This window comes from Paenibacillus sp. FSL R5-0749, from assembly GCF_038595085.1.
Taxonomy (GTDB): domain Bacteria; phylum Bacillota; class Bacilli; order Paenibacillales; family Paenibacillaceae; genus Paenibacillus.
This window is the reverse complement of record NZ_CP152005.1, coordinates 1,533,203-1,552,535: the sequence shown is the minus strand read 5'-3', so window position 1 is coordinate 1,552,535 and position 19,333 is coordinate 1,533,203. Positions and strand designations below refer to the sequence as shown.

Below are 19,333 nucleotides of genomic sequence, written 5' to 3'. Positions count from 1 at the left end.
CCCAGCATCTGCTCCAGTATAATGTGTCTCACCTTTGAATCACATGACTAATGATCTTCTGAGCATCGTACTTGACCCATCCCAACAGCGCTGAGCCCCGAGATGTTTGCCAAGGTAGTCCAACATAGTACAGTCCAGCAACCGGTGATACGCCTCTCTCGTGTATCATTTCACCTTTGGAATCAAAAGCAGTATGGATATCGATCCAACTATCATTTCGCTTAAATCCAGTCGCCCAGATCATATTGTCTATTCGTGTCTCACTCCCATCCTCATATAGGATGCGGTCATCTATCGCATTAATGGCACGTGGGCGCATGTTGACCTTCCCCTGGGTCATCAATTCTTTTAACGTATAGCCATAGACGTACTCAGGCTGATTCCGCAACCATTTTCCAACCATACGGTCAGCACTTGCACGTAATATTCCGAGCTTTTCGAAATACCAGAATATACTTCGTTTCATAATATGCAATGGCCTAAAGGTAATATTTCGAGCTATGGATATGTATACCATTTGTTGTTCATCTGCTGCTAACTCTACGGCGATTTGGGCACCCGAATTGCCTCCGCCTACAACTACTGTTGTGCCAGGGAGCAATTGAGAGCTATTTCGATACTCTGATGAATGAAGCTGAATTACACTCTCGGATAATGACTTTGCAAAAGATGGAACATTTGGGGTCTGGAAAGGCCCTGTGGCAACGATAATATTGCGCGCTTCAATTATTTCATCATTGGTTTCAGCATAGTACACCTCATCTTGCTCGGAGAGACGGGAGATTAAACAGTTTAACTTTATGGGAAGATGCATTTGCTTGGCGTAACTTTCAAAATAATCTGCAATTTCATCTTTGCTTGGCAGATCATTTTCGTTTCCACCAAGCGGCATTCCCGGTAACCCATCATACATTCGTGGGGTAAAAAGACGCAAGGAATCGTACCGTTTACGCCAAGATTCCCCGACAGATGAAGCAGCGTCAACGATTACAAAGGTTAAGCCCGACCTCTGAAGATAGTAACCTGCTGCCAATCCTGCTTGCCCAGCTCCGATAACCAATGCATCGTACATATGTATCATCTCCAATATCATTTATGTATTAATATATGAGCACTTATTCATATGTTTATTTTACTTAAGAGTTGGCTGTTTAGCAAGTGAAGAAATCATCACTGCCTTTTTTTCAAAAAATCATAAAAAGACTCCCTCGCGGGAGCCTTTACATATTTCAGCTGTGGGTTAGATCTAGCGTAACTTTGAACCTAAATATGATGATATTTTGTTTACCCGTTAGTTATTACCTGGTGTATCGGTCAATGTCATCCATCGCTGACTCGTGCTCTCTTCTATGGTGATCTTCGTGCTGACGGACATCGTTCTTTAACTTCGCTAAGAATCCCCAGCCCATAAAAGCAAGTAGCAGCACCGTAATCAGTGCATATGCAAAGCTATATAGATTCATGAAGAAGTTGATAAATATTGCAGCGAGCATCAAGCCCAGAATCAACAATGTCCATTTTGTACCCTTTCTCAAAATCATTTCCTCCTTAATTAGCGTTTATCTCCAGAGAAACATTCAATATGCCAGACATCCCTTGTGCAGAAGAGGTATTCACATAATACCCCCCCGTCGACAGCGCTTTGTCACTATAATATGTATGCTCTTTTCCATCAGCCGGAATACTGCCAGACATGATCTTCGCTCCACTAGTCGATCCTTCATTAATGGTGAACGTAAAGTGTTTCGAACCCGTGTTTGTAAAACTCACTTTTACCAATGCAGATCCTGCTGCAATATCAAACCGATGCATATTTGCAGTACCCGCGAAATCCTCATTATTGATTACTGTTAATGAAGTACTTATAGATTCATTCGCTTTTACGAATCTCTCTTCATCTTGGGAAGTGAAATTGTAGATTAAGATGATAACCGCAGCAGAAACAAGAACTGCCACTATCATTTTTCTAATATGCTTCATGATATATGGCCCCCAAATCTCAATACTAACCTTCATCATACAACTGCAAATATCCTCTATGCAATAGGAAGCATAAATAAGGTAAATGCTAGTGGCTTAAATTATGAAAATACTCAATAAAACAAAAAAACCACTCCTTAATAGATATTAAGGAGTGGCCATTGATTTATCATTCATAACAGTGGCTGCTTCACGAATTCTCGTTACATCTAACGAGAATTCGCTCTGCCAGGCACATGATGCTTTAAAGGTTTTTACACCTTTATTACATCATGCCGCCCATTCCACCCATACCGCCCATGTCAGGCATTCCGCCGCCAGCACCTGCTGGTTCTGGTTTGTCAGCGATAACCGCTTCAGTAGTCAGGAACATTGCTGCTACGGAAGCAGCGTTTTGCAATGCATAACGAGTTACTTTCGCAGGGTCAACGATACCTGCTTCGATCATGTTAACCCACTCGCCAGTCGCAGCGTTGAAGCCTACGCCAGTTTGTTCTTTTTTCAGACGTTCCACGATTACGGAACCTTCTTCGCCAGCGTTAGCTGCGATTGTACGGATTGGTGCTTCCAAAGCGCGCAGGACGATGTTTACGCCTGTTTGCTCGTCACCGGACAGGGCTACGCCTGAAACCGCGTTGTATACGTTCATGAGCGCTGTACCACCACCGGATACGATACCTTCTTCAACCGCAGCGCGAGTTGCGTTCAGGGCATCTTCGATGCGAAGTTTGCGTTCTTTCAATTCTGTTTCAGTAGCCGCACCGACTTTGATTACTGCTACACCGCCGGACAATTTAGCCAGACGCTCTTGCAGTTTCTCTTTGTCGAACTCGGAAGTTGTTTCTTCCAGTTGTGTACGGATTTGGCTAACACGTGCATCGATATCGGATTTGTTACCAGCACCGTCAACGATGATTGTGTTTTCTTTAGTTACACGGATTTGACGAGCTGTACCCAGTTGTTCCACAACAGCGGATTTCAGGTCCAGACCCAGTTCTTCCGTAATCAATTGGCCACCAGTGAGGGCAGCGATGTCTTGCAGCATTGCTTTACGACGGTCACCGAATCCTGGAGCTTTAACAGCTACAGCATTGAATGTACCACGCAATTTGTTCACAACCAGCATAGCCAGTGCTTCGCCTTCGATATCTTCAGCGATCAATACCAGCGGTTTGCCTTGTTGAACGATTTTCTCAAGCAATGGCAAGATGTCTTGCGTGCTGGAGATTTTTTTGTCTGTGATCAGGATGTACGGATTGTCCAAAACAGCTTCCATTTTGTCCGTGTCTGTGATCATGTAAGGAGAGATGTATCCACGGTCGAATTGCATACCTTCAACCACTTCAAGCTCCGTAGCGAATCCACGGGATTCTTCTACAGTGATAACGCCGTCTTTACCTACTTTTTCCATAGCTTCAGCGATCAGTTCGCCTACTTCTTCGTCAGCTGCAGAGATTGCTGCAACTTGTGCGATGGATTGTTTGGTTTCAACCGGTTTGGAGATGGATTGCAGTTCAGCAACCGCAGCTTTAACCGCTTTGTCGATCCCTTTACGGATACCGATTGGGCTAGCACCTGCAGTTACGTTTTTCAGACCTTCTGTGATCAGCGCTTGCGCGAGTACAGTTGCTGTTGTAGTACCGTCACCGGCAACATCGTTGGTTTTAGTAGCTACTTCTTTAACCAGTTGTGCACCCATGTTCTCGAATGCATCTTCCAGTTCGATTTCTTTAGCAATCGTTACACCATCGTTAGTGATGAGCGGGCTTCCGAATTTTTTCTCCAGAACCACGTTACGGCCTTTAGGACCGAGTGTTACTTTTACTGCATTAGCCAATGCATCCACACCACGAAGCATGGAGCGACGAGCGTCTTCACTGAATTTAATGTCTTTAGCCATGTTAAGAAAACCTCCCTAGTTTTTGTTGGAAAATGGTATTGCTATATGGTTCGGTTATCCGATTAAATTTGAATTAGTCGAGAATCGCGTGAATATCGCTTTCTTTCATAATCAAATATTCTTTACCTTCGAACTTGATTTCTGTACCGGCATATTTGGAGAAAATAACGCGATCTCCTTCTTTCACTTCCAGAGCCACACGTACGCCGTCTTTCAATGCTCCAGCACCAACTGCAATGATTCTACCCTCTTGCGGTTTTTCTTTGGCGGAGTCCGGGAGTACGATCCCGAAAGAAGTTGTTTGCTCTTGCTCCAGTGGTTCTACCAATACGCGTTCACCTAAAGGTCTGATCATGAAAAATAGCCTCCTTTTGAAATTATATAACGTTACATTGTAGGTTGTAGCCATATGTATTAGCACTCGACAGTGTTCAGTGCTAACAACCAACTTTATGATACTCAACTTGAAGCATGATTTCAAGTCCTTTTGACGAATTCCTGTGAGAATTTACGTTGAATTTACACGAACATAGCCAAAGTACACCCGCTGTGCCTGGTTCTATGTGGAAATTCACTATTCTTATTTTACGAAATTCTTGAGCCCTTCTGCAACGTTAGCAGACAGTCCCTTTCCCATTGTATCCATTGTTGAACATAATATGCCTGCTTGTCCTGCCTAGCAGTGGAACAATCTACAACAATAGCCCGGAAAAGAACAAACCGTCTTCTCCGGGCATATTACAGTTACTGATCATCCCCACTCACACGCATACCAGTCATATACCAGCCATAATGAATGAGATATCCTGTGTTGCATTTTGATACCATCTTATGTTCTAACCCGCATGCTTCTTATCCTCGGCACGGACGTAACGGGATTCGATCTCTTCATCGGCCGCAAGCTGCTTGCGGTATACAATTGCGGATAATAATACACTGATCTCATATAACAGGAGCAAGGGAATCATCACCAGCAGATCGGATATGAAGTCTGGAGGTGTAATCACCACTGCAATGAAGATCAGGACAAAATAAGCCACTCTGCGCATCTTGCGAAGACGAATGGGATTCAGAATCCGCAGTCCTGTCAGAAACATAATAAGCAAAGGAAGCTCGAATAACAGGGATACAGGCAGCACAATGCCAAACAGGAAGCTGAAATACTGTTTCATCCCGTAGGTCTCCACAAGCCCCATCTTCTCCGTAATCGCTGTTGTAAAGGCGAGTGCCATCGGAAATATAACATAATACGAAAAAGCCATCCCTATAAGAAATAACAGAAATACATAGGGAACATACTTCAGCGTTGCTTTTCGTTCGCGCGGTTTAAGCCCCGGACTAACAAACTTCCAGATCTGATACACCGTAAACGGCAGCGTAATGATAAGTGAAAATAAACCCGCAATCTTCATGTAAATGCCAATACCGTCCCAGAACGAGAAGGCATGCAATACAAAACCTTTGGCCGACTCTGACTTGGTCAGATATTGGTATACCGGGTCCGCTACAAAAAATCCTGCAATCAGTCCCAGCACAAAAATACTTAATACGTAGATCAGCCGCTTCCGCAGCTCACTCAGATGTTCCGTAATCGACATTTCTTCCATTTGCTGCGTCATGCCTGCCCCCCATTATTGCCAGCTTAAAATACAAAACCCTTCCGGCAGGAAGGGATTTCTCTTTCATTGCCGTCAAGATTATTCCGGCAGGCGTTTATCAGCAGGCTTGTCTGCAGGTGTGCTCTCAGCCGCCAGTGGTTTTGCCTTCTCCTGCTCTTTGCGATTGGACGAGTCATCCTCAGAGATAATCTCGCGAGCGCCCTCTTTGAATTCACGGAAGGTACGCCCAACTGCACGTCCCAGTTCCGGAAGTTTGTTGGGTCCAAACAACAACAATGCAATCACGGCCAGCAAAATAAAACCCGTTGGTCCAATGGAACTTAACATTGATATTCCTCCTCGTCTCAAGCTTCAAAGATGCGCATATTCGGCCAGATGTTCATAGATGTCTTCTGCGTCGTTCTTAATTTAAGCCCATCATACCACAGATGTAACCACTTACATAACCCGCAATATTCACAAATAAGAGATATTACCTGAACAATGGTTTATGTCTAATCGGATATCATGCACGAGAGTCCGTACTCGCTTATTGCTTGAACTGACCGGTAACCATCAGCAGCGCTTCCGGCAGCTGATCCATAATGGCAGCCAGATGTTCGTGCACACCCTTTGGCGTGCCTGGGAGATTGACAATCAGCGTGCGACCACGAATGCCACAGACCCCACGGAACAGCATGGCAGAACGGTTTTTGCTCATTACACTGTACCGCATAGCCTCTGCCATCCCTGGAACTTCCCGTTCAATTACGCGCCGGGTCGCTTCTGGAGTAATATCACGAATGGCCAGCTCCGTTCCACCGGTAGTCAGCACCAGATCGGCGTGAAAATAATCCGTCATCTCAATCAAAGCCGCGATAATCTCATCGGGTTCATCCGGAACGATACGGTACTCCACGATTTGACCACCCAGCTCTTCTTCCACCAGCTCCCGAATGACTTGTGCACTCGTATCCTCACGTTCCCCGCGGGCTCCTTTGTCACTGGCTGTCAGGATTGCTGTTCTCCACACCATAAAGATCACCCTTCTCCTCTATGAAAATAAATATTGTCTATCGGCTGTAATCACCGTTTTTGCCACCACTCTTGGAATTCAGCATGGTTGGACCGATAATCATATCTTTTTGCATGGCCTTGCACATGTCATAGACCGTCAGTGCTGCAGCCGAGGCAGCCGTGAGCGCCTCCATCTCAACACCCGTCTTACCTTCGGTTTTGACAGTAACTTCAATGTGTAATTCATCCACTCCGTTATCATGAAAACGAATATCCACACCCGTCAGTGCCAGCGGATGGCACATCGGAATCCAGTCCGACGTTTTCTTCGCGCCTTGAATCCCGGCAATCTGAGCCACAGCCAGAACATCACCTTTGCCGATTCGGCCCTCCCGAATCGCTTCCAGTGTATCTGGATTCATCGTCACCTTGGTTACGGCCACAGCCGTACGCACGGTAATTTCCTTACCCGAAATATCAACCATCCGGGCCCGCCCCTGTTCATTAAAATGGGTCAGTTTTCCACCCGAAGCCTGGCCGTTGTTCACTTCTGAACTCAATCACATCACAACCCTTTATTCGATATGTAATATACCTTCGGTTGTTATCAACAGATCCATCCGCAGATCGAGCAGGTCCATCGGGATCTCCTCTTGTAACTGACCCGGCAATACCATCGCAGCCATCAAAGGTTTCTTGCCCGTCATCACACATGTTGCTGCAAGCGTCTCGGCAAAACGATCATAATAACCGCCTCCGTAACCAATACGCCCCCCATGCAGATCATAACCAAGCCCCGGTACCAGTACGAGATCGATATCCGGCCAATCTTCAGGCTTGAGAACTTCACAGGAATCCTTGGGTTCCGGTATCCCCCATATGCCTGGCTCCAGATCCCGTTCTCCGGTCACTCGCCGTAGCTCCATTCGAGGTGGGTTCGCCAACACTTTCGGTGCATACATCACATCTCCATGATTCCAGCCCTCTTGAAAAAGAAAAGCTGTGGATGCTTCGCTTCCATAGGACAGATAACTGAATATGACGAGTGGTCTGTTCATGACCTTACTCTTGGCCTGTCTAAGGCGATCCAGCTCACGCCTCATTCCAACGTTAATCTTAGTCATCGCCTGCTGATGCATGCTCGCATCCATCAGATCACGGCTCTGTCTCAGTCTGGATCGAAGCTGGCTTTTCAGTTCCGCATGATCCTGCATATCCTTGAATAACCTCCTGTTGATAGGGAAGGTACAAAAAAGCGCTCATTGAAAAACAATTTATATGTTATGACCAGTTGTCATCTTGTTGAAAAGGTTAAAATGATTCATTTTCTGCAAAATCCTCATGTAATAACATGCCTTCTTTCAGTTTATCATTGATTGATCAAAAAGACTACATGCCCCATGCGTTCCCAATCGGTGCAATTGCTCTGTATTTCATGTAAACTGGGATATAGTTGTCATATCAAGAACTGGACCTATGGAGGAACTTAATTTTATGCTGCTGCAAGTATCCGGAATTATCAAACGTTTTGGTGTCGATCCAATCCTGGACGGCGTGAACTTACAAATATTAGAACGCGAGCGCATCGGCCTCGTTGGTGTAAACGGTGCAGGAAAATCCACTTTGCTCAAAATTGTAGCTGGTGAAATGTCTTATGACGGGGGACAGATTTTCAAATCCAAAGAAACGACGCTCGGTTACCTGGCTCAGAATAGCGGGCTGCAATCCGATCGCACCATTTGGGAAGAAATGATGAACGTGTTCGCTCACCTGACACAGGCTGAAGCCGATTTGCGTCAGATGGAGCGCGATATTGCCGACCCTGCCCAGATGGAAGACGAGAAAAAGTACGCGGACCTGCTGGAACGTTATGCGAAACGCTCCGACTGGTTCAAGGACCATGGCGGTTATGAGATGGAAACCCGCATTCGCAGCGTATTGCACGGGATGGGATTCGGGGAATTTTCGCCGGATACCCCCATTGCTACGCTGAGCGGCGGGCAGAAGACACGCCTTGCACTTGCTCGCATTTTGCTTCAGGCACCCGATCTGCTCATGCTGGACGAGCCTACCAACTATCTCGATATCGCCACCCTCACCTGGTTGGAAGATTATCTGAGAGGTTATTCAGGCGCATTGCTCGTGGTATCCCATGACCGGTACTTCCTCGATCGGCTCGTAACGACCATCGTAGAGATCGAACGGCATCGCTCCAAAAAATATACGGGCAATTATAGCCGTTATATGGAACTCAAGGCTGCCGAATATGAGACGCAGATGAAGCAATATGAGAAACAACAGGGTGAAATCTCGAAGATGGAAGATTTTGTCCAGAAAAATATTGTACGTGCGTCGACGACCAAACGGGCTCAAAGTCGCCGGAAGGCCCTCGAAAAAATGGAGCGCCTAGATAAGCCGATGGGAGATTTGAAAAAAGCTCATTTTTCCTTCGAAACAGCCGTGATGTCTGGCAAAGAAGTGCTTCGTGTGGATCAACTGTCTGTCGCTTATGACGAGGCTTCTCCATTGTTCCGCAATGTATCCTTTGATCTGCGGCGCGGGGAAACCGTTGCTCTGATCGGTCCAAACGGAATCGGCAAATCCACCATGCTGAAGTGTCTAACCGGAAGTTTACGTCCTGTATCCGGGGATATCCAATGGGGAACGAAAGTCCAGATTGGCTATTATGATCAGGAACAGACGGGGCTCAATCCGTCCAACACGGTTCTGGAAGAACTGTGGAGTGCCTATCCGGGGATGGAAGAAGCACGTATTCGTACCGTACTGGGGAACTTTTTGTTCAGCGGTGACGATGTGCTCAAGAAAATCTCTTCCCTCAGCGGCGGCGAGAAAGCACGTGTCTCTCTATCCAAGCTGATGCTGAAGGAAGCCAATATGCTCATTCTGGACGAGCCTACGAACCATCTCGACCTGTTTGCCAAAGAGGTGCTGGAAGCGGCGTTAATGGATTATGAAGGTACCCTGCTGTTCATTTCCCATGACCGATACTTCCTCAACAAAATGGCCGAGCGCATTGTCGAGCTTCATCCAGGTGGAACAGAACACTATCTCGGAAATTATGATGATTATGTGGAGAAGAAACAGGAGCTTGAGGACATCGCACGCGAAGCTGCTGAGGCACGTCAAGCTTCATCCAAGAACTCTTCCAAATCCGATCCGAGTACAGCAACAACCGAAAAATCTGGAGCGGCTTCGTTCGAAGCGGAAAAACAAGCAAAGCGTGAAGAACGTAACCGGCAACGCAAGCAGGAAGCTCTGGAACAACAGATCGCGGAACTGGAAACGAAAATTACAGAGCTTGAGGAGCAGATGGCTCTGCCTGAAATCTACCAGGATTATATGAAGCTGCAAGAACTCCAGCAACAATCGGAGGAGCGCAAAGCAGAGCTCACCAAGGCGTATGAGGAGTGGGAAGAACTAGCTATGGAATAGCCCAAATTGAGAAACATGGCTTGAACAAGTCCTTACAAATATAGTTGTACCTCGGCTGATTCCTTACTGGGATCAGCTTTTTGTTTAAATTGGGGTGACTTGTTTTGGATTTTGTCAAATTCACTCGAATGAGGAGAAATATTTTTATACGCCCATCTTTCATACTTATCCACAGCAAAGCAAGATAGCAAGCACATTAATAACCTTAATTATACAGCGGTAGAATAGCCTTTTACACACAAAAACCATATTTATCCACCACGTTATCCACGTTATCCACAACTTTGTGGATAGTAAGGAGTCGTTCTATCCCCTAAACCCTTTTCGTTTCGAAAACTGCACTGGTTTGACTTTATCCCAGTTACCCACAATTTTCACTGGATATGTGGATAACTATAGTCACACCTTGACAAATAGACTTTCCCTCTCTTCATACTTCCTCCATAAAAAGACAAAAGCAGACCTCTGTCGTTCAAGGCCTGCCCGTTGTTTACTCACATGATGCAATGTAGATCAAATCGAATCACGATGAGTACTATACCTGCTGCACATACGATCTGACCCAGATGATCTACGCATGTGCTTGTTCATGATGTTCGGAAGGCTCCGCCTTCAGCCCAGCAGCATTGCAAGCCGCCACATAAGCCAAACCGGCAGCCATGACGATATCATTATGTGTTGCCGTTCCCCGGAACTCACGTCCTGCACGCTCCACGGTAACTACAGCCTCCGCACTTGCACCCTCTCCACCGCTCAAGGCATGCATCTCCATATCAACAAAAGCAATGTCATCCGAAATACTCTGACCAATCGCACGAATGGTCGCATCCACTGGACCCCCGCCAACGGCAGAGTAAGACTGTTCTCCAGCACTTGTGCGAATACGAACGGCGGCCATTCGATCTGTCATGCTGCCCGCCGTCACCTGCAATTCAACCAGCTCATAATCCTGTGCAGGAATATTCATGGTCTGGCTAACCATCTGCAGCAACTGGTCGTCACTGACCACTTTTTGCTGGTCTGCGGTTTCTTTGAACACCTCATACAATTGCTCCATTTGTTGCTCATCCGGCTCAAAACCGTATTTGCGAACCCGATCCTTCAGGGCGTGACGACCAGAGTGTTTGCCCAGAATAATCATGCTGCGAGGGATACCCAGCGCTTCCGGGTCCATAATCTCATAAGTGCTCCGATTCTTCAGCAGACCATCCTGATGGATGCCGGATTCATGCTGGAATGCATTACGTCCCACCACCGGTTTGTTGTATGCAATCGGGAAGTGCATGGCACGGCTAATCTGACGAGAAGTCTCATACAGCTGGTTCAGCTTAATGTTGGTCGTTGCACCAATTGCATCTCCCCGGGTCTCCAGAGCCATAATCAGTTCTTCCAGTGCACAGTTCCCCGTCCGTTCTCCGATACCATTGATCGTCACTTCAATCTGGGAAGCCCCATTGGCAATCGCGGCCAAACTATTCGCTACGGCCAGGCCCAGATCATTGTGACAGTGTGCACTATAGCGAACCTGATCGCCGCCTCTTGCACCCTCACGTACCCGGCGGAACATCTCGCCATACTCATGTGGCAGAGCATAACCAACCGTATCCGGCAGGTTGATAATACTCGCTCCAGCTTCAATAGCGACTTCAACCATTTCAATCAGATCGTCCATCTTGGTACGAGCCGCATCCATAGCAGTGAACTCTACGATGTCCGTGAACTGACGCGCATAAGATACCATCTCACGAGCGGTAGCCACCACTTCACTACGCGGACGGCGCAGCTGATGTTCTATATGAATATCCGAGGAAGAGATAAACAGGTGAATTCGGCGCCGTGCTGCATCCGCTGTTGCTTGAACGGCTGCATCAATATCACCTTTGACCGCACGCGCGAATCCACAGATCTCCACGTTCTGCAACTGTCTCGAAATCGCCTGAACCGCCGCGAACTCACCTGGACTGGAGATCGGGAATCCAGGCTCAATGACGTCAATCCCCAGAGATGCCAGTTGGTGTGCCAGTTCGATCTTTTGCTCGGGTTGCAGACTCGCTCCCGGTGCCTGTTCTCCATCGCGCAGCGTTGTATCAAAAATCTCAATCATGCGTTTGTTATTAATCGTTGTCATATTCATCAACCTCCATCAAATTTTATATTCATTTTTGTTACGATCCACGAGCCATAGAACACCCGCTGATCGCCATCAATGTTGTTATATATTTTGTTTGTAAATGCGTATGTCGTTAGTAGCTTAGTCCTTGGTAATCATTAGAGCCTATTGCATATTTAGTGCCTATACTTGATATTTCATGTTCATTTACTCGATGTTCCATATTCATTGCTCGTTTGTTAAATAGCCTACTTGCTTGTGACAGGCTGTACGTCGACTTACACCCTGTCTTTCTCCCTTTTCAATCTCCATATGGTTTATCCCATGCCCACCCTGCTGCCGGCAGCAAACACAAATAACCCGCCATCTCATATAAGAGACGGCGGGTTATTATCCCCTCCGCGGTACCACTCTCGCTTGATGGGTCAGGCTTGCGCCGGACTCCATCCACCTCGTCGTCTCCGATATCCGCTGAATGTGCGTGCACGTACATTCATCACTGGAATTCGGAGAAACACCCTATAACGCGGGTTAACCGTTGCTGTGTAACACATGTCGTTGTTCATTAGGACAACTGGGCTATTGAAATCGTCCCCACGCTTCCACAACTCCGTTCCCGGGCGAGATTCGAATGACTTAAGCCACTGCGTCGCACCACCCCGCAGCTCTCTGAGCGCTTTATCATTCTACTGCTCCCGTTCATCACATTTATCATATGACCTAAATTCAATCATCCTTATTTTAAAAATCAAAAAAAGCCTGCCACCTCATGCAATAATGCAAGAGACGACAGGCTGTTCACCTTCGCGGTACCACTCTTGTTGACTTCCTTCCTGTTCATTCAAGAGAACCCCTAGATGCTTTCGCACCTCCGGATCACTTGAAGCAGCCTGAAAGCCCCCTCAGTTATTGTCGGCAATCCTTGTAATAACGGTCCTTCCGACAACGGCCCATTCACGGAGGCAACCCGTAACCATGTACTTTGGGCCATAATCGGCCTTCGGATTCTCCCGGGGAGTCACCGTGTTCCATCGTTCCGCTTCCAGGTGAGTTTCAGGTTTCCTTCGACTGCGTTGCACCAACCCGCAGCTCTCTAAACCGGGAATTGACCTTACTGTTCCTGTTCATCGCGTTTATTCATTCAGGAAAATAACTTCCTGTTTAAATTTGTAACTAATATACATTCTTCACATGCAGGCTGTCAACTCTTAATCTCAAACGGCCTGTTTATAGGGACTGAACGGACCATGCCTCCAGGGAAAGCCCCGGGTCAGCTTTGGCATCAAATTCAGAGATTTCTCCCCGCTGCCATTTCAGATATGCAGCCGCTCCGATCATGGCCGCGTTATCCGTACAATATTCCATTGGCGGGATTAACAGCTCAAGCCCTTCCTTCGTGCATCGCTCCTGTAATGCAAAGCGCAATCCCCGGTTAGCGGCAACACCACCACACAACAGCAATTGTTTTGAACCATACTCACGAACGGCTCTTACTGCTTTCTCCACCAGGATTTCTACGACAGCTTCCTGGAAACCACGTGCAACGGCAGATGGCTCCAAGGTTTCTCCGCGCATTTTAGCCTGATTGAGCGCATTCAGTACAGCAGACTTCAGACCACTGAGACTGAAATCATATGAACCTGCTTCCAGCCATACCCTTGGTAGTGGTACCACATCCTCCGCTTCAGACGCCATCCGGTCCACATGCGGACCTCCCGGATAAGGACAGCCCAATGCACGTGCTACTTTGTCATAGGCTTCGCCGACGGCATCATCTCGCGTACGACCAATCAACTTGAACTTGCCTTCGGATTCCATATGCACAAGTTCTGTATGTCCACCCGATACGACCAGTGCCATCGCCGGGTATTGCAGTTCATGGGTAAGTCGGTTGGCATAAATATGCCCAGCAATATGGTGTGTGCCAATGAGCGGTTTGCCCAGTGCCATCGCCAGCGTTTTGGCCGCAACAATGCCTACCAGCAATGCCCCAACGAGTCCCGGGCCTTGCGTCACGGCAATTGCACTCAGATCACGCGGACGAATACCGGATTGTTCGATCGCCTGTTCCAGCATCAACGTAATGACTTCCACGTGTTTACGTGAAGCGACTTCAGGGACCACACCACCAAATGCCTTATGCGTCTCGATCTGACTTGAGATCAGATTGGACAGCACTTCCCGTCCGTCCTTGACTACAGCTACCGATGTTTCATCACAGCTTGTCTCCACCGCCAAAATGTAGGATGGTGCAGAATTTATTTTTTCATTGAGTTCGTTCATGAATCCAGTACGCTTCCTTCCTCTTCGCCGCTCCGGCCTGCAGACGGCAAGTTCGCCCACATAATCATCGCATCTTCCCCATTATCGGAGTAATACCCTTTACGAAGACCCGCCGATTCAAACCCTTTTTTCTGATATAAACGCTGAGCTATGCTGTTCGACACTCTGACCTCCAGCGTCATTCGTTCCATCCCGAGATAAGCCGCTGTACTCATTAATTCATCCAGTAACTTTTCGCCAAGCTTGCGTCCACGATACGCGCCTCTGACTGCAATGTTGGTAATATGGGCTTCATCCATAATCGTCCACATTCCGGCATAACCAATGGCTTTGCCTTCCAATTCCATCACCATATATTTAGCAAATTGATTGTGTGTCAATTCATTTTGAAATGCTTCTTCTGTCCAAGGCAGGGTAAAGGCCTCATGTTCAATCTCCATCACATCGGGAATATCCGCGAGTGTCATGAACCTGAACTGAAGCGATGCTTCCTGCTTATTATTCGCCACGTTGTCCATCTGCTTCCCCTCCCCTTCAGCTTTTGCGCAGCAGATTGGCTTCCGCTTCAGACAACTGGGTGTAGTTCGGCACCAGCGCATGCACGTCATCACGCTGACCTGCAAGCAGCGCGGCGGCGCCAAGCCGCCCAACCCAGCGGCCTTCCAGCTCATAAGGTACGAGCTGGAGCGCCGTTCCTGCGGGACAGCGAAGCTCCGCCGCTGCCGCAGCATGAGGGCCCGTCTCGCCGACGAACCAGACGGCTGCGGGCCGCTCTTCCGGCGCCGCCTCCGCCATTCGGGCGGCGAGGGCTTCCAGCCATCCGTCCATCTTGCGGATGGCATCAGGCGCCAGACGCCGGGGCGCATCGCTCCCGGCGGAGGCAAACAGCGCGGTGCACGCTTGACCGCGCCTTGCATCCACAAGCGGAACGATCCAGTGGACAGGGGCAGCACCTGTGCTGCCCTGGTCCGCGGATGGCGTTCCGCCAGCCCCTGCTGCGGCATCGTCTGCCGCAGCTTCCGCCTTGGCGGCAAGGCCGCTGTGCCAGCCGCCCCAGGCGAGGGCCTGAAGGCTGGACACCCCGGCTACGGGGATGTCCCACGCCCAGGCCAGTGTCTTCGCCGCGGTCACCGCAATGCGGATGCCCGTGTACGAGCCTGGCCCAACGCCAACGGCAATGCCATCCAGTTGGCCAGGCTGTGTGCTGCTGGCGGCCAGCAGCTGTTCCATCACCGGTACAACGTGTACCGAATGGTTGCGCTCAGCCCGTTCATTGCGTTCTTCCAGAAGCGCATGACCTTCCATCATCGCAGCAGCCATTACTGCGGTGGATGTATCCAACGCCAAAAACCGCTGACGCGGCTCTTTTTGTAAATCTTCCATCATCATTTGACCCCATTCTGTCTGAACTGTCGGCACAAGGCTGCATAAGTCTCGCCGTACCCATCCAGTGTAATCGTTCGATCCTCCAGGCCCGTTGTTTCAATCTGCACATGCAAGTGCTCTTGCGGCAGCAATTCGGGAATGATACTCGACCACTCCACCAGACTGACTCCGGCTCCATAGAAATATTCATCAAGTCCAAGCTCATCCGCTTCTTCCAGCGATATGCGATATACATCCATGTGATATAAAGGCAGACGCCCTTCGTACTCCTTGATTAGCGTGAATGTGGGACTGCTCACCACATCACGTACACCCAAATGCCAGGCAAATTTCTGCGAAAATGCCGTTTTACCCGCACCCAGATCACCATCCAAAGCAATTACCATGCCGGCGTTTGCCTGTCTGGCGAGTGCGGAAGCGAGTGCTTCTGTATCTGCAATGCCATGGGATAAAAACACCCACTGCTCGTGCGTCTGATTCAATATTCGCCCCACCTTTGGCGGTCTAGCCGCCTGAGTTCACTTTGAACCTTATTATATCGGTCCCTTTCTTCCCCCGCAACAACCCTAGCAAAAACCAAAAACCGGCACCTCCCGGTACCGGCCGTGTTATACATATATTCAGCTTTTATTCATTCTCGAATTGCTTAATAACAATATGCTACTTGTACCTACTCCTCCAAGCGATCCACACGTACCGTCTGGGTATTTCCTGGTCTGCTGCCAACCTGAACGGTCGCCATACCATTGGCTTCATCCACATTCTCGATCCAGACCGGATCTCCTTCCAGCGTAACGGCAATCGTATCCTTGGAATCATATATCGCTTTGGCACGCTTTGCATCCATCAACTTATTCATACTCCCCTTCCGGATCCTCATGTGATTCTCGAACCATGCTATCTGTTGTACTTTCACCAATATAACCGTTATCTTCCGTAACTTGTCCCCCGCCTAACCCTTCATTCACCATCCGGTCAATGTCGAGCATGAACGACTCCCGATCAAGGGGCAATTTTTCGGAGGTTACCGCTTCCCAGTTCACAGCTGTAGCGGGTGTATAGAATTCTTCTGCGCTTTCGGCTTCCGCAAGAGGATACGGAGAAAACGCATGCTTGTGTGCTTCCTCTTCATCCCGTCTGTTCTTCATTTCAGCACCTCCCAGCTTAATCATTGTGAGATCACTTCTGTTATCATCCCCGAGTCTCGTCGAACCATACGAATTCGTTCGTCCATAAGACGATTATCCCTTGCGCCATATGCCCATACTATTGAATATAAATCCGTGTTCAACAAATCCGGTTTTCAGTAACGGACATTCGGCTGACGTAATCAAAAGCTGAATTTTTGAACACCCTTTCGAAAGGAGCCGACCTATGCATACCGTCTGGAAAGGCGCAATCAGTTTTGGCCTTGTTCATGTCCCTGTCAAAATGTTCTCGGCTACCGAAGACAAAGACATCTCCATGCGCTATATCCATAAAGTCTGCGGCAGCCCGCTCGCTTATGTTCGCCAATGTCCATCCTGTGAAGTGGACGTCAAATGGGAAGAGATCACCAAAGGCTATGAATATGAAAAAGGAAAGTTCGTACTCTTCGAAAAAGATGAATTAGAAGCATTAAATGATTCCACCAACAAAACCATCACCATACTGGATTTTGTAGACTTAACTGAGATTGACCCGATTTATTTTCAGAAAACATATTACCTTTCGCCCGATCAGGCCGGAGGAAATGCCTACCAGCTGTTGATGAACGCGATGCGGGATACCGGCAAAATCGGCATCGCCAAAATCTCCATTCGTTCCAAGAGCAGTCTGGCTGCCATACGCGTGTTGGAAGATTGCCTCTCCATGGAGACGATTTTCTATCCGGACGAGATTCGTCCTGTCTCCCAGGTGCCCAACTTGCCGGAAGTGCAAAACGTGAATGAGAAGGAACTCACGATGGCAAAGCTGTTGATTGATCAATTGTCTACGCCTTTTGAACCTGGTAAATACACCGATGACTATCGCAACAAACTGCTTGATCTTATCCAGCACAAAGTGGCAGGCGAAGAAATCAAGATTGCTCCAGCCAAACCTGAAGCTAATGTGATGGATTTGATGGCTGCCTTACAGGCAAGCATCGAGGCGGTGAAACCTATTCCGGCTGACCCTGGGACAACAACGGCCAAACCGAAGAAACGCGCAGCGCGAAAAACGTCCGCTCAGGCGGCTGCCGGAGGGGAATCCGATGCACCTGCACCAGCCAAAAGGAAAAAGGCAGCACCCAAACCAAAAGTTTGAATGTCGTCAAGGCAAGAACGATTTTGTTATCTGCTCATGTAATGAAATTTACTCCAATCCGGCTTCACAGTCGGATTTTTTGTTTTTGTAAAATGCGATTGACGAAAGCTGATTTATATTTTATATTAACTTATGAAAAGTAACTTATTTATGAATATACAGTCACTCTGCAATCCTGCTTTAACAACATGCAATCTAATAATTCATCTTCAACGCATATACACATTCAAACGAGAACCCATATTATTTATTATCAGGAGGAAACAATCATGAATACGCCGTATCAAATCCCTGCCACAACCCATCTGGGTGAAGTGAGTCTCCGAATTATGAACCTGGACCGTTCGATTAAGTTCTATACCGATGTAGTTGGATTGAAATTACTGGAGCGGAGTGACAAAGTGGCTACGTTGACAGCTGACGGAAAACATTCCCTGCTGCGATTGGAAGAGCTCACGGATGGCATTACCCTGCCGGAACGCTCACACGCTGGCTTGTATCATTTCGCCATTCTGCTGCCTGACCGTAAGTCCCTGGGTCTCGCTCTTCGTAATCTGGCTGCATCCGGTATCGATATCGGTCAAGGCGATCACTTGGTCAGTGAAGCCTTCTATATCTCCGATCCTGATCAGAACGGAATTGAGATCTATGCTGACCGTGCACGTGATACCTGGAAACGGGATAGCGACAATAACTACGTGATGGCAAGTGATCCGGTTGATGTGGAAAGCCTGTTTGCCATATCGGAGAATGAACCTTGGCAAGGTCTGCCTGCTGGCACAGTTATCGGTCACGTTCATTTGCACGTCCGCAGCCTGGAAGAAGCCCGCAACTTCTACACCGGCATACTCGGTTTTGATATCGTGGGTAACTTCGCCAACATGTCAGCACTATTTGTATCCGCAGGCGGCTATCATCATCATCTGGGACTCAATATCTGGGCAGGAGTGAATGCACCTGTCAATCCAGATAACGCTACAGGAATTGATTACTTCACCATTGTGTACGCCACCAAGGAACAATTGGAACAGGCACTTGAACAATTACGTCAATCCGGTGCAGTCGTTACACCAGTAGAGGACACTTGGTTTACGGTAGACCCACAGAATATTCGTATACGTCTGACAACTGCGAACTGATTCTATGTAGCCGTTATAATACAATATGATTGCTTAACCACATGTTAATAAGCCCGGGTAACTGATTTCTCTACATCACAGAGAGGTCGGCTGCACGGGCTTTTTACATTGGCTTTTATAAAACTGGCACAATTGGTGCATTCTAACCAATACATAGACATGATCTGTTAAGGAGATACTT

Annotated in this window: 20 protein-coding genes and 2 other annotated features; of the genes, 3 read left to right on the top strand and 17 right to left on the bottom strand. The window is 47.9% G+C overall.

Annotated elements, in window-relative coordinates:
* Nucleotides 1-28 precede the first annotated feature (28 nt).
* The 10 genes from MKY85_RS06755 to MKY85_RS06710 form a co-directional block, all read right to left on the bottom strand.
* A complete protein-coding gene (locus MKY85_RS06755) occupies nucleotides 29-1,072 on the bottom strand; it encodes an NAD(P)/FAD-dependent oxidoreductase (RefSeq protein ID WP_342572162.1) in 1,044 nt (347 codons plus the stop codon).
* Between the two features lie 226 nt (nucleotides 1,073-1,298).
* Nucleotides 1,299-1,541 carry a hypothetical protein gene (locus MKY85_RS06750; protein WP_339259444.1) on the bottom strand — a complete coding sequence of 81 codons (243 nt, stop codon included), beginning with the start codon at nucleotides 1,539-1,541 and terminating at the stop codon, nucleotides 1,299-1,301.
* A gap of 7 nt (nucleotides 1,542-1,548) precedes the next feature.
* A complete protein-coding gene (locus tag MKY85_RS06745; RefSeq protein ID WP_342572161.1) occupies nucleotides 1,549-1,980 on the bottom strand; it encodes a hypothetical protein in 432 nt (143 codons plus the stop codon).
* A 265-nt stretch (nucleotides 1,981-2,245) separates the two neighbouring features.
* Nucleotides 2,246-3,880 (bottom strand): chaperonin GroEL, encoded by a 1,635-nt coding sequence (groL, locus tag MKY85_RS06740; RefSeq protein WP_342572160.1) that lies wholly within the window; start codon nucleotides 3,878-3,880, stop codon nucleotides 2,246-2,248.
* 73 nt (nucleotides 3,881-3,953) lie between these two features.
* Nucleotides 3,954-4,235, bottom strand: coding sequence for a co-chaperone GroES (gene groES / locus MKY85_RS06735; protein ID WP_153977313.1), 282 nt, complete (start codon nucleotides 4,233-4,235; stop codon nucleotides 3,954-3,956).
* Between the two features lie 481 nt (nucleotides 4,236-4,716).
* A complete protein-coding gene (gene tatC / locus MKY85_RS06730; protein ID WP_339240316.1) occupies nucleotides 4,717-5,499 on the bottom strand; it encodes a twin-arginine translocase subunit TatC in 783 nt (260 codons plus the stop codon).
* A gap of 78 nt (nucleotides 5,500-5,577) precedes the next feature.
* On the bottom strand, nucleotides 5,578-5,826 hold the full coding sequence (gene tatA / locus MKY85_RS06725; protein WP_036611264.1) for a twin-arginine translocase TatA/TatE family subunit: 249 nt from the start codon (nucleotides 5,824-5,826) through the stop codon (nucleotides 5,578-5,580).
* Nucleotides 5,827-6,028: 202 nt separating this feature from the next.
* Nucleotides 6,029-6,514, bottom strand: coding sequence for a MogA/MoaB family molybdenum cofactor biosynthesis protein (locus MKY85_RS06720; RefSeq protein WP_017690080.1), 486 nt, complete (start codon nucleotides 6,512-6,514; stop codon nucleotides 6,029-6,031).
* Between the two features lie 37 nt (nucleotides 6,515-6,551).
* Nucleotides 6,552-7,055 (bottom strand): cyclic pyranopterin monophosphate synthase MoaC, encoded by a 504-nt coding sequence (moaC, locus tag MKY85_RS06715; protein ID WP_223869015.1) that lies wholly within the window; start codon nucleotides 7,053-7,055, stop codon nucleotides 6,552-6,554.
* 15 nt (nucleotides 7,056-7,070) lie between these two features.
* A complete protein-coding gene (locus MKY85_RS06710; protein WP_339240315.1) occupies nucleotides 7,071-7,709 on the bottom strand; it encodes a 5-formyltetrahydrofolate cyclo-ligase in 639 nt (212 codons plus the stop codon).
* Nucleotides 7,710-7,989: 280 nt separating this feature from the next.
* Between MKY85_RS06710 and MKY85_RS06705 the strand changes: the two genes are divergently transcribed.
* Nucleotides 7,990-9,948, top strand: a complete 1,959-nt coding sequence (locus MKY85_RS06705; protein WP_339240314.1) for an ABC-F family ATP-binding cassette domain-containing protein — start codon at nucleotides 7,990-7,992, stop codon at nucleotides 9,946-9,948.
* Between the two features lie 571 nt (nucleotides 9,949-10,519).
* Here the strand turns inward: MKY85_RS06705 and MKY85_RS06700 are convergent.
* The 7 genes from MKY85_RS06700 to MKY85_RS06670 form a co-directional block, all read right to left on the bottom strand.
* Nucleotides 10,520-12,076 (bottom strand): 2-isopropylmalate synthase, encoded by a 1,557-nt coding sequence (locus MKY85_RS06700; protein WP_253431642.1) that lies wholly within the window; start codon nucleotides 12,074-12,076, stop codon nucleotides 10,520-10,522.
* Nucleotides 12,077-12,430: 354 nt separating this feature from the next.
* Nucleotides 12,431-12,770: a binding site (T-box leader), on the bottom strand.
* Nucleotides 12,771-12,837: 67 nt separating this feature from the next.
* Nucleotides 12,838-13,195 (bottom strand) — a binding site (T-box leader).
* Nucleotides 13,196-13,285: 90 nt separating this feature from the next.
* Entirely contained in the window at nucleotides 13,286-14,341 is a 1,056-nt protein-coding gene (gene tsaD, locus MKY85_RS06695; protein ID WP_342572159.1) for a tRNA (adenosine(37)-N6)-threonylcarbamoyltransferase complex transferase subunit TsaD, read from the bottom strand.
* A complete protein-coding gene (gene rimI, locus MKY85_RS06690; RefSeq protein WP_237176573.1) occupies nucleotides 14,338-14,859 on the bottom strand; it encodes a ribosomal protein S18-alanine N-acetyltransferase in 522 nt (173 codons plus the stop codon). The genes tsaD and rimI overlap by 4 nt, the downstream gene beginning before the upstream one ends.
* A gap of 16 nt (nucleotides 14,860-14,875) precedes the next feature.
* Nucleotides 14,876-15,730: a tRNA (adenosine(37)-N6)-threonylcarbamoyltransferase complex dimerization subunit type 1 TsaB gene (gene tsaB, locus MKY85_RS06685; RefSeq protein WP_253431635.1), complete on the bottom strand. Its 855-nt coding sequence runs from the start codon at nucleotides 15,728-15,730 to the stop codon at nucleotides 14,876-14,878.
* Nucleotides 15,727-16,209 (bottom strand): tRNA (adenosine(37)-N6)-threonylcarbamoyltransferase complex ATPase subunit type 1 TsaE, encoded by a 483-nt coding sequence (tsaE, locus tag MKY85_RS06680; protein ID WP_339240310.1) that lies wholly within the window; start codon nucleotides 16,207-16,209, stop codon nucleotides 15,727-15,729. The genes tsaB and tsaE overlap by 4 nt, the downstream gene beginning before the upstream one ends.
* Nucleotides 16,210-16,397: 188 nt before the next feature.
* The gene (locus MKY85_RS06675; protein ID WP_026081228.1) at nucleotides 16,398-16,574 is read right to left on the bottom strand and encodes an H-type small acid-soluble spore protein; all 177 of its coding nucleotides are present in this window, start codon (nucleotides 16,572-16,574) and stop codon (nucleotides 16,398-16,400) included.
* 4 nt (nucleotides 16,575-16,578) lie between these two features.
* The gene (locus MKY85_RS06670) at nucleotides 16,579-16,875 is read right to left on the bottom strand and encodes a hypothetical protein (protein WP_342572158.1); all 297 of its coding nucleotides are present in this window, start codon (nucleotides 16,873-16,875) and stop codon (nucleotides 16,579-16,581) included.
* 226 nt (nucleotides 16,876-17,101) lie between these two features.
* Between MKY85_RS06670 and MKY85_RS06665 the strand changes: the two genes are divergently transcribed.
* On the top strand, nucleotides 17,102-18,013 hold the full coding sequence (locus MKY85_RS06665) for a Ku protein (protein ID WP_339240307.1): 912 nt from the start codon (nucleotides 17,102-17,104) through the stop codon (nucleotides 18,011-18,013).
* Between the two features lie 269 nt (nucleotides 18,014-18,282).
* Entirely contained in the window at nucleotides 18,283-19,152 is an 870-nt protein-coding gene (locus MKY85_RS06660; protein ID WP_342572157.1) for a VOC family protein, read from the top strand.
* Nucleotides 19,153-19,333 lie beyond the last annotated feature (181 nt).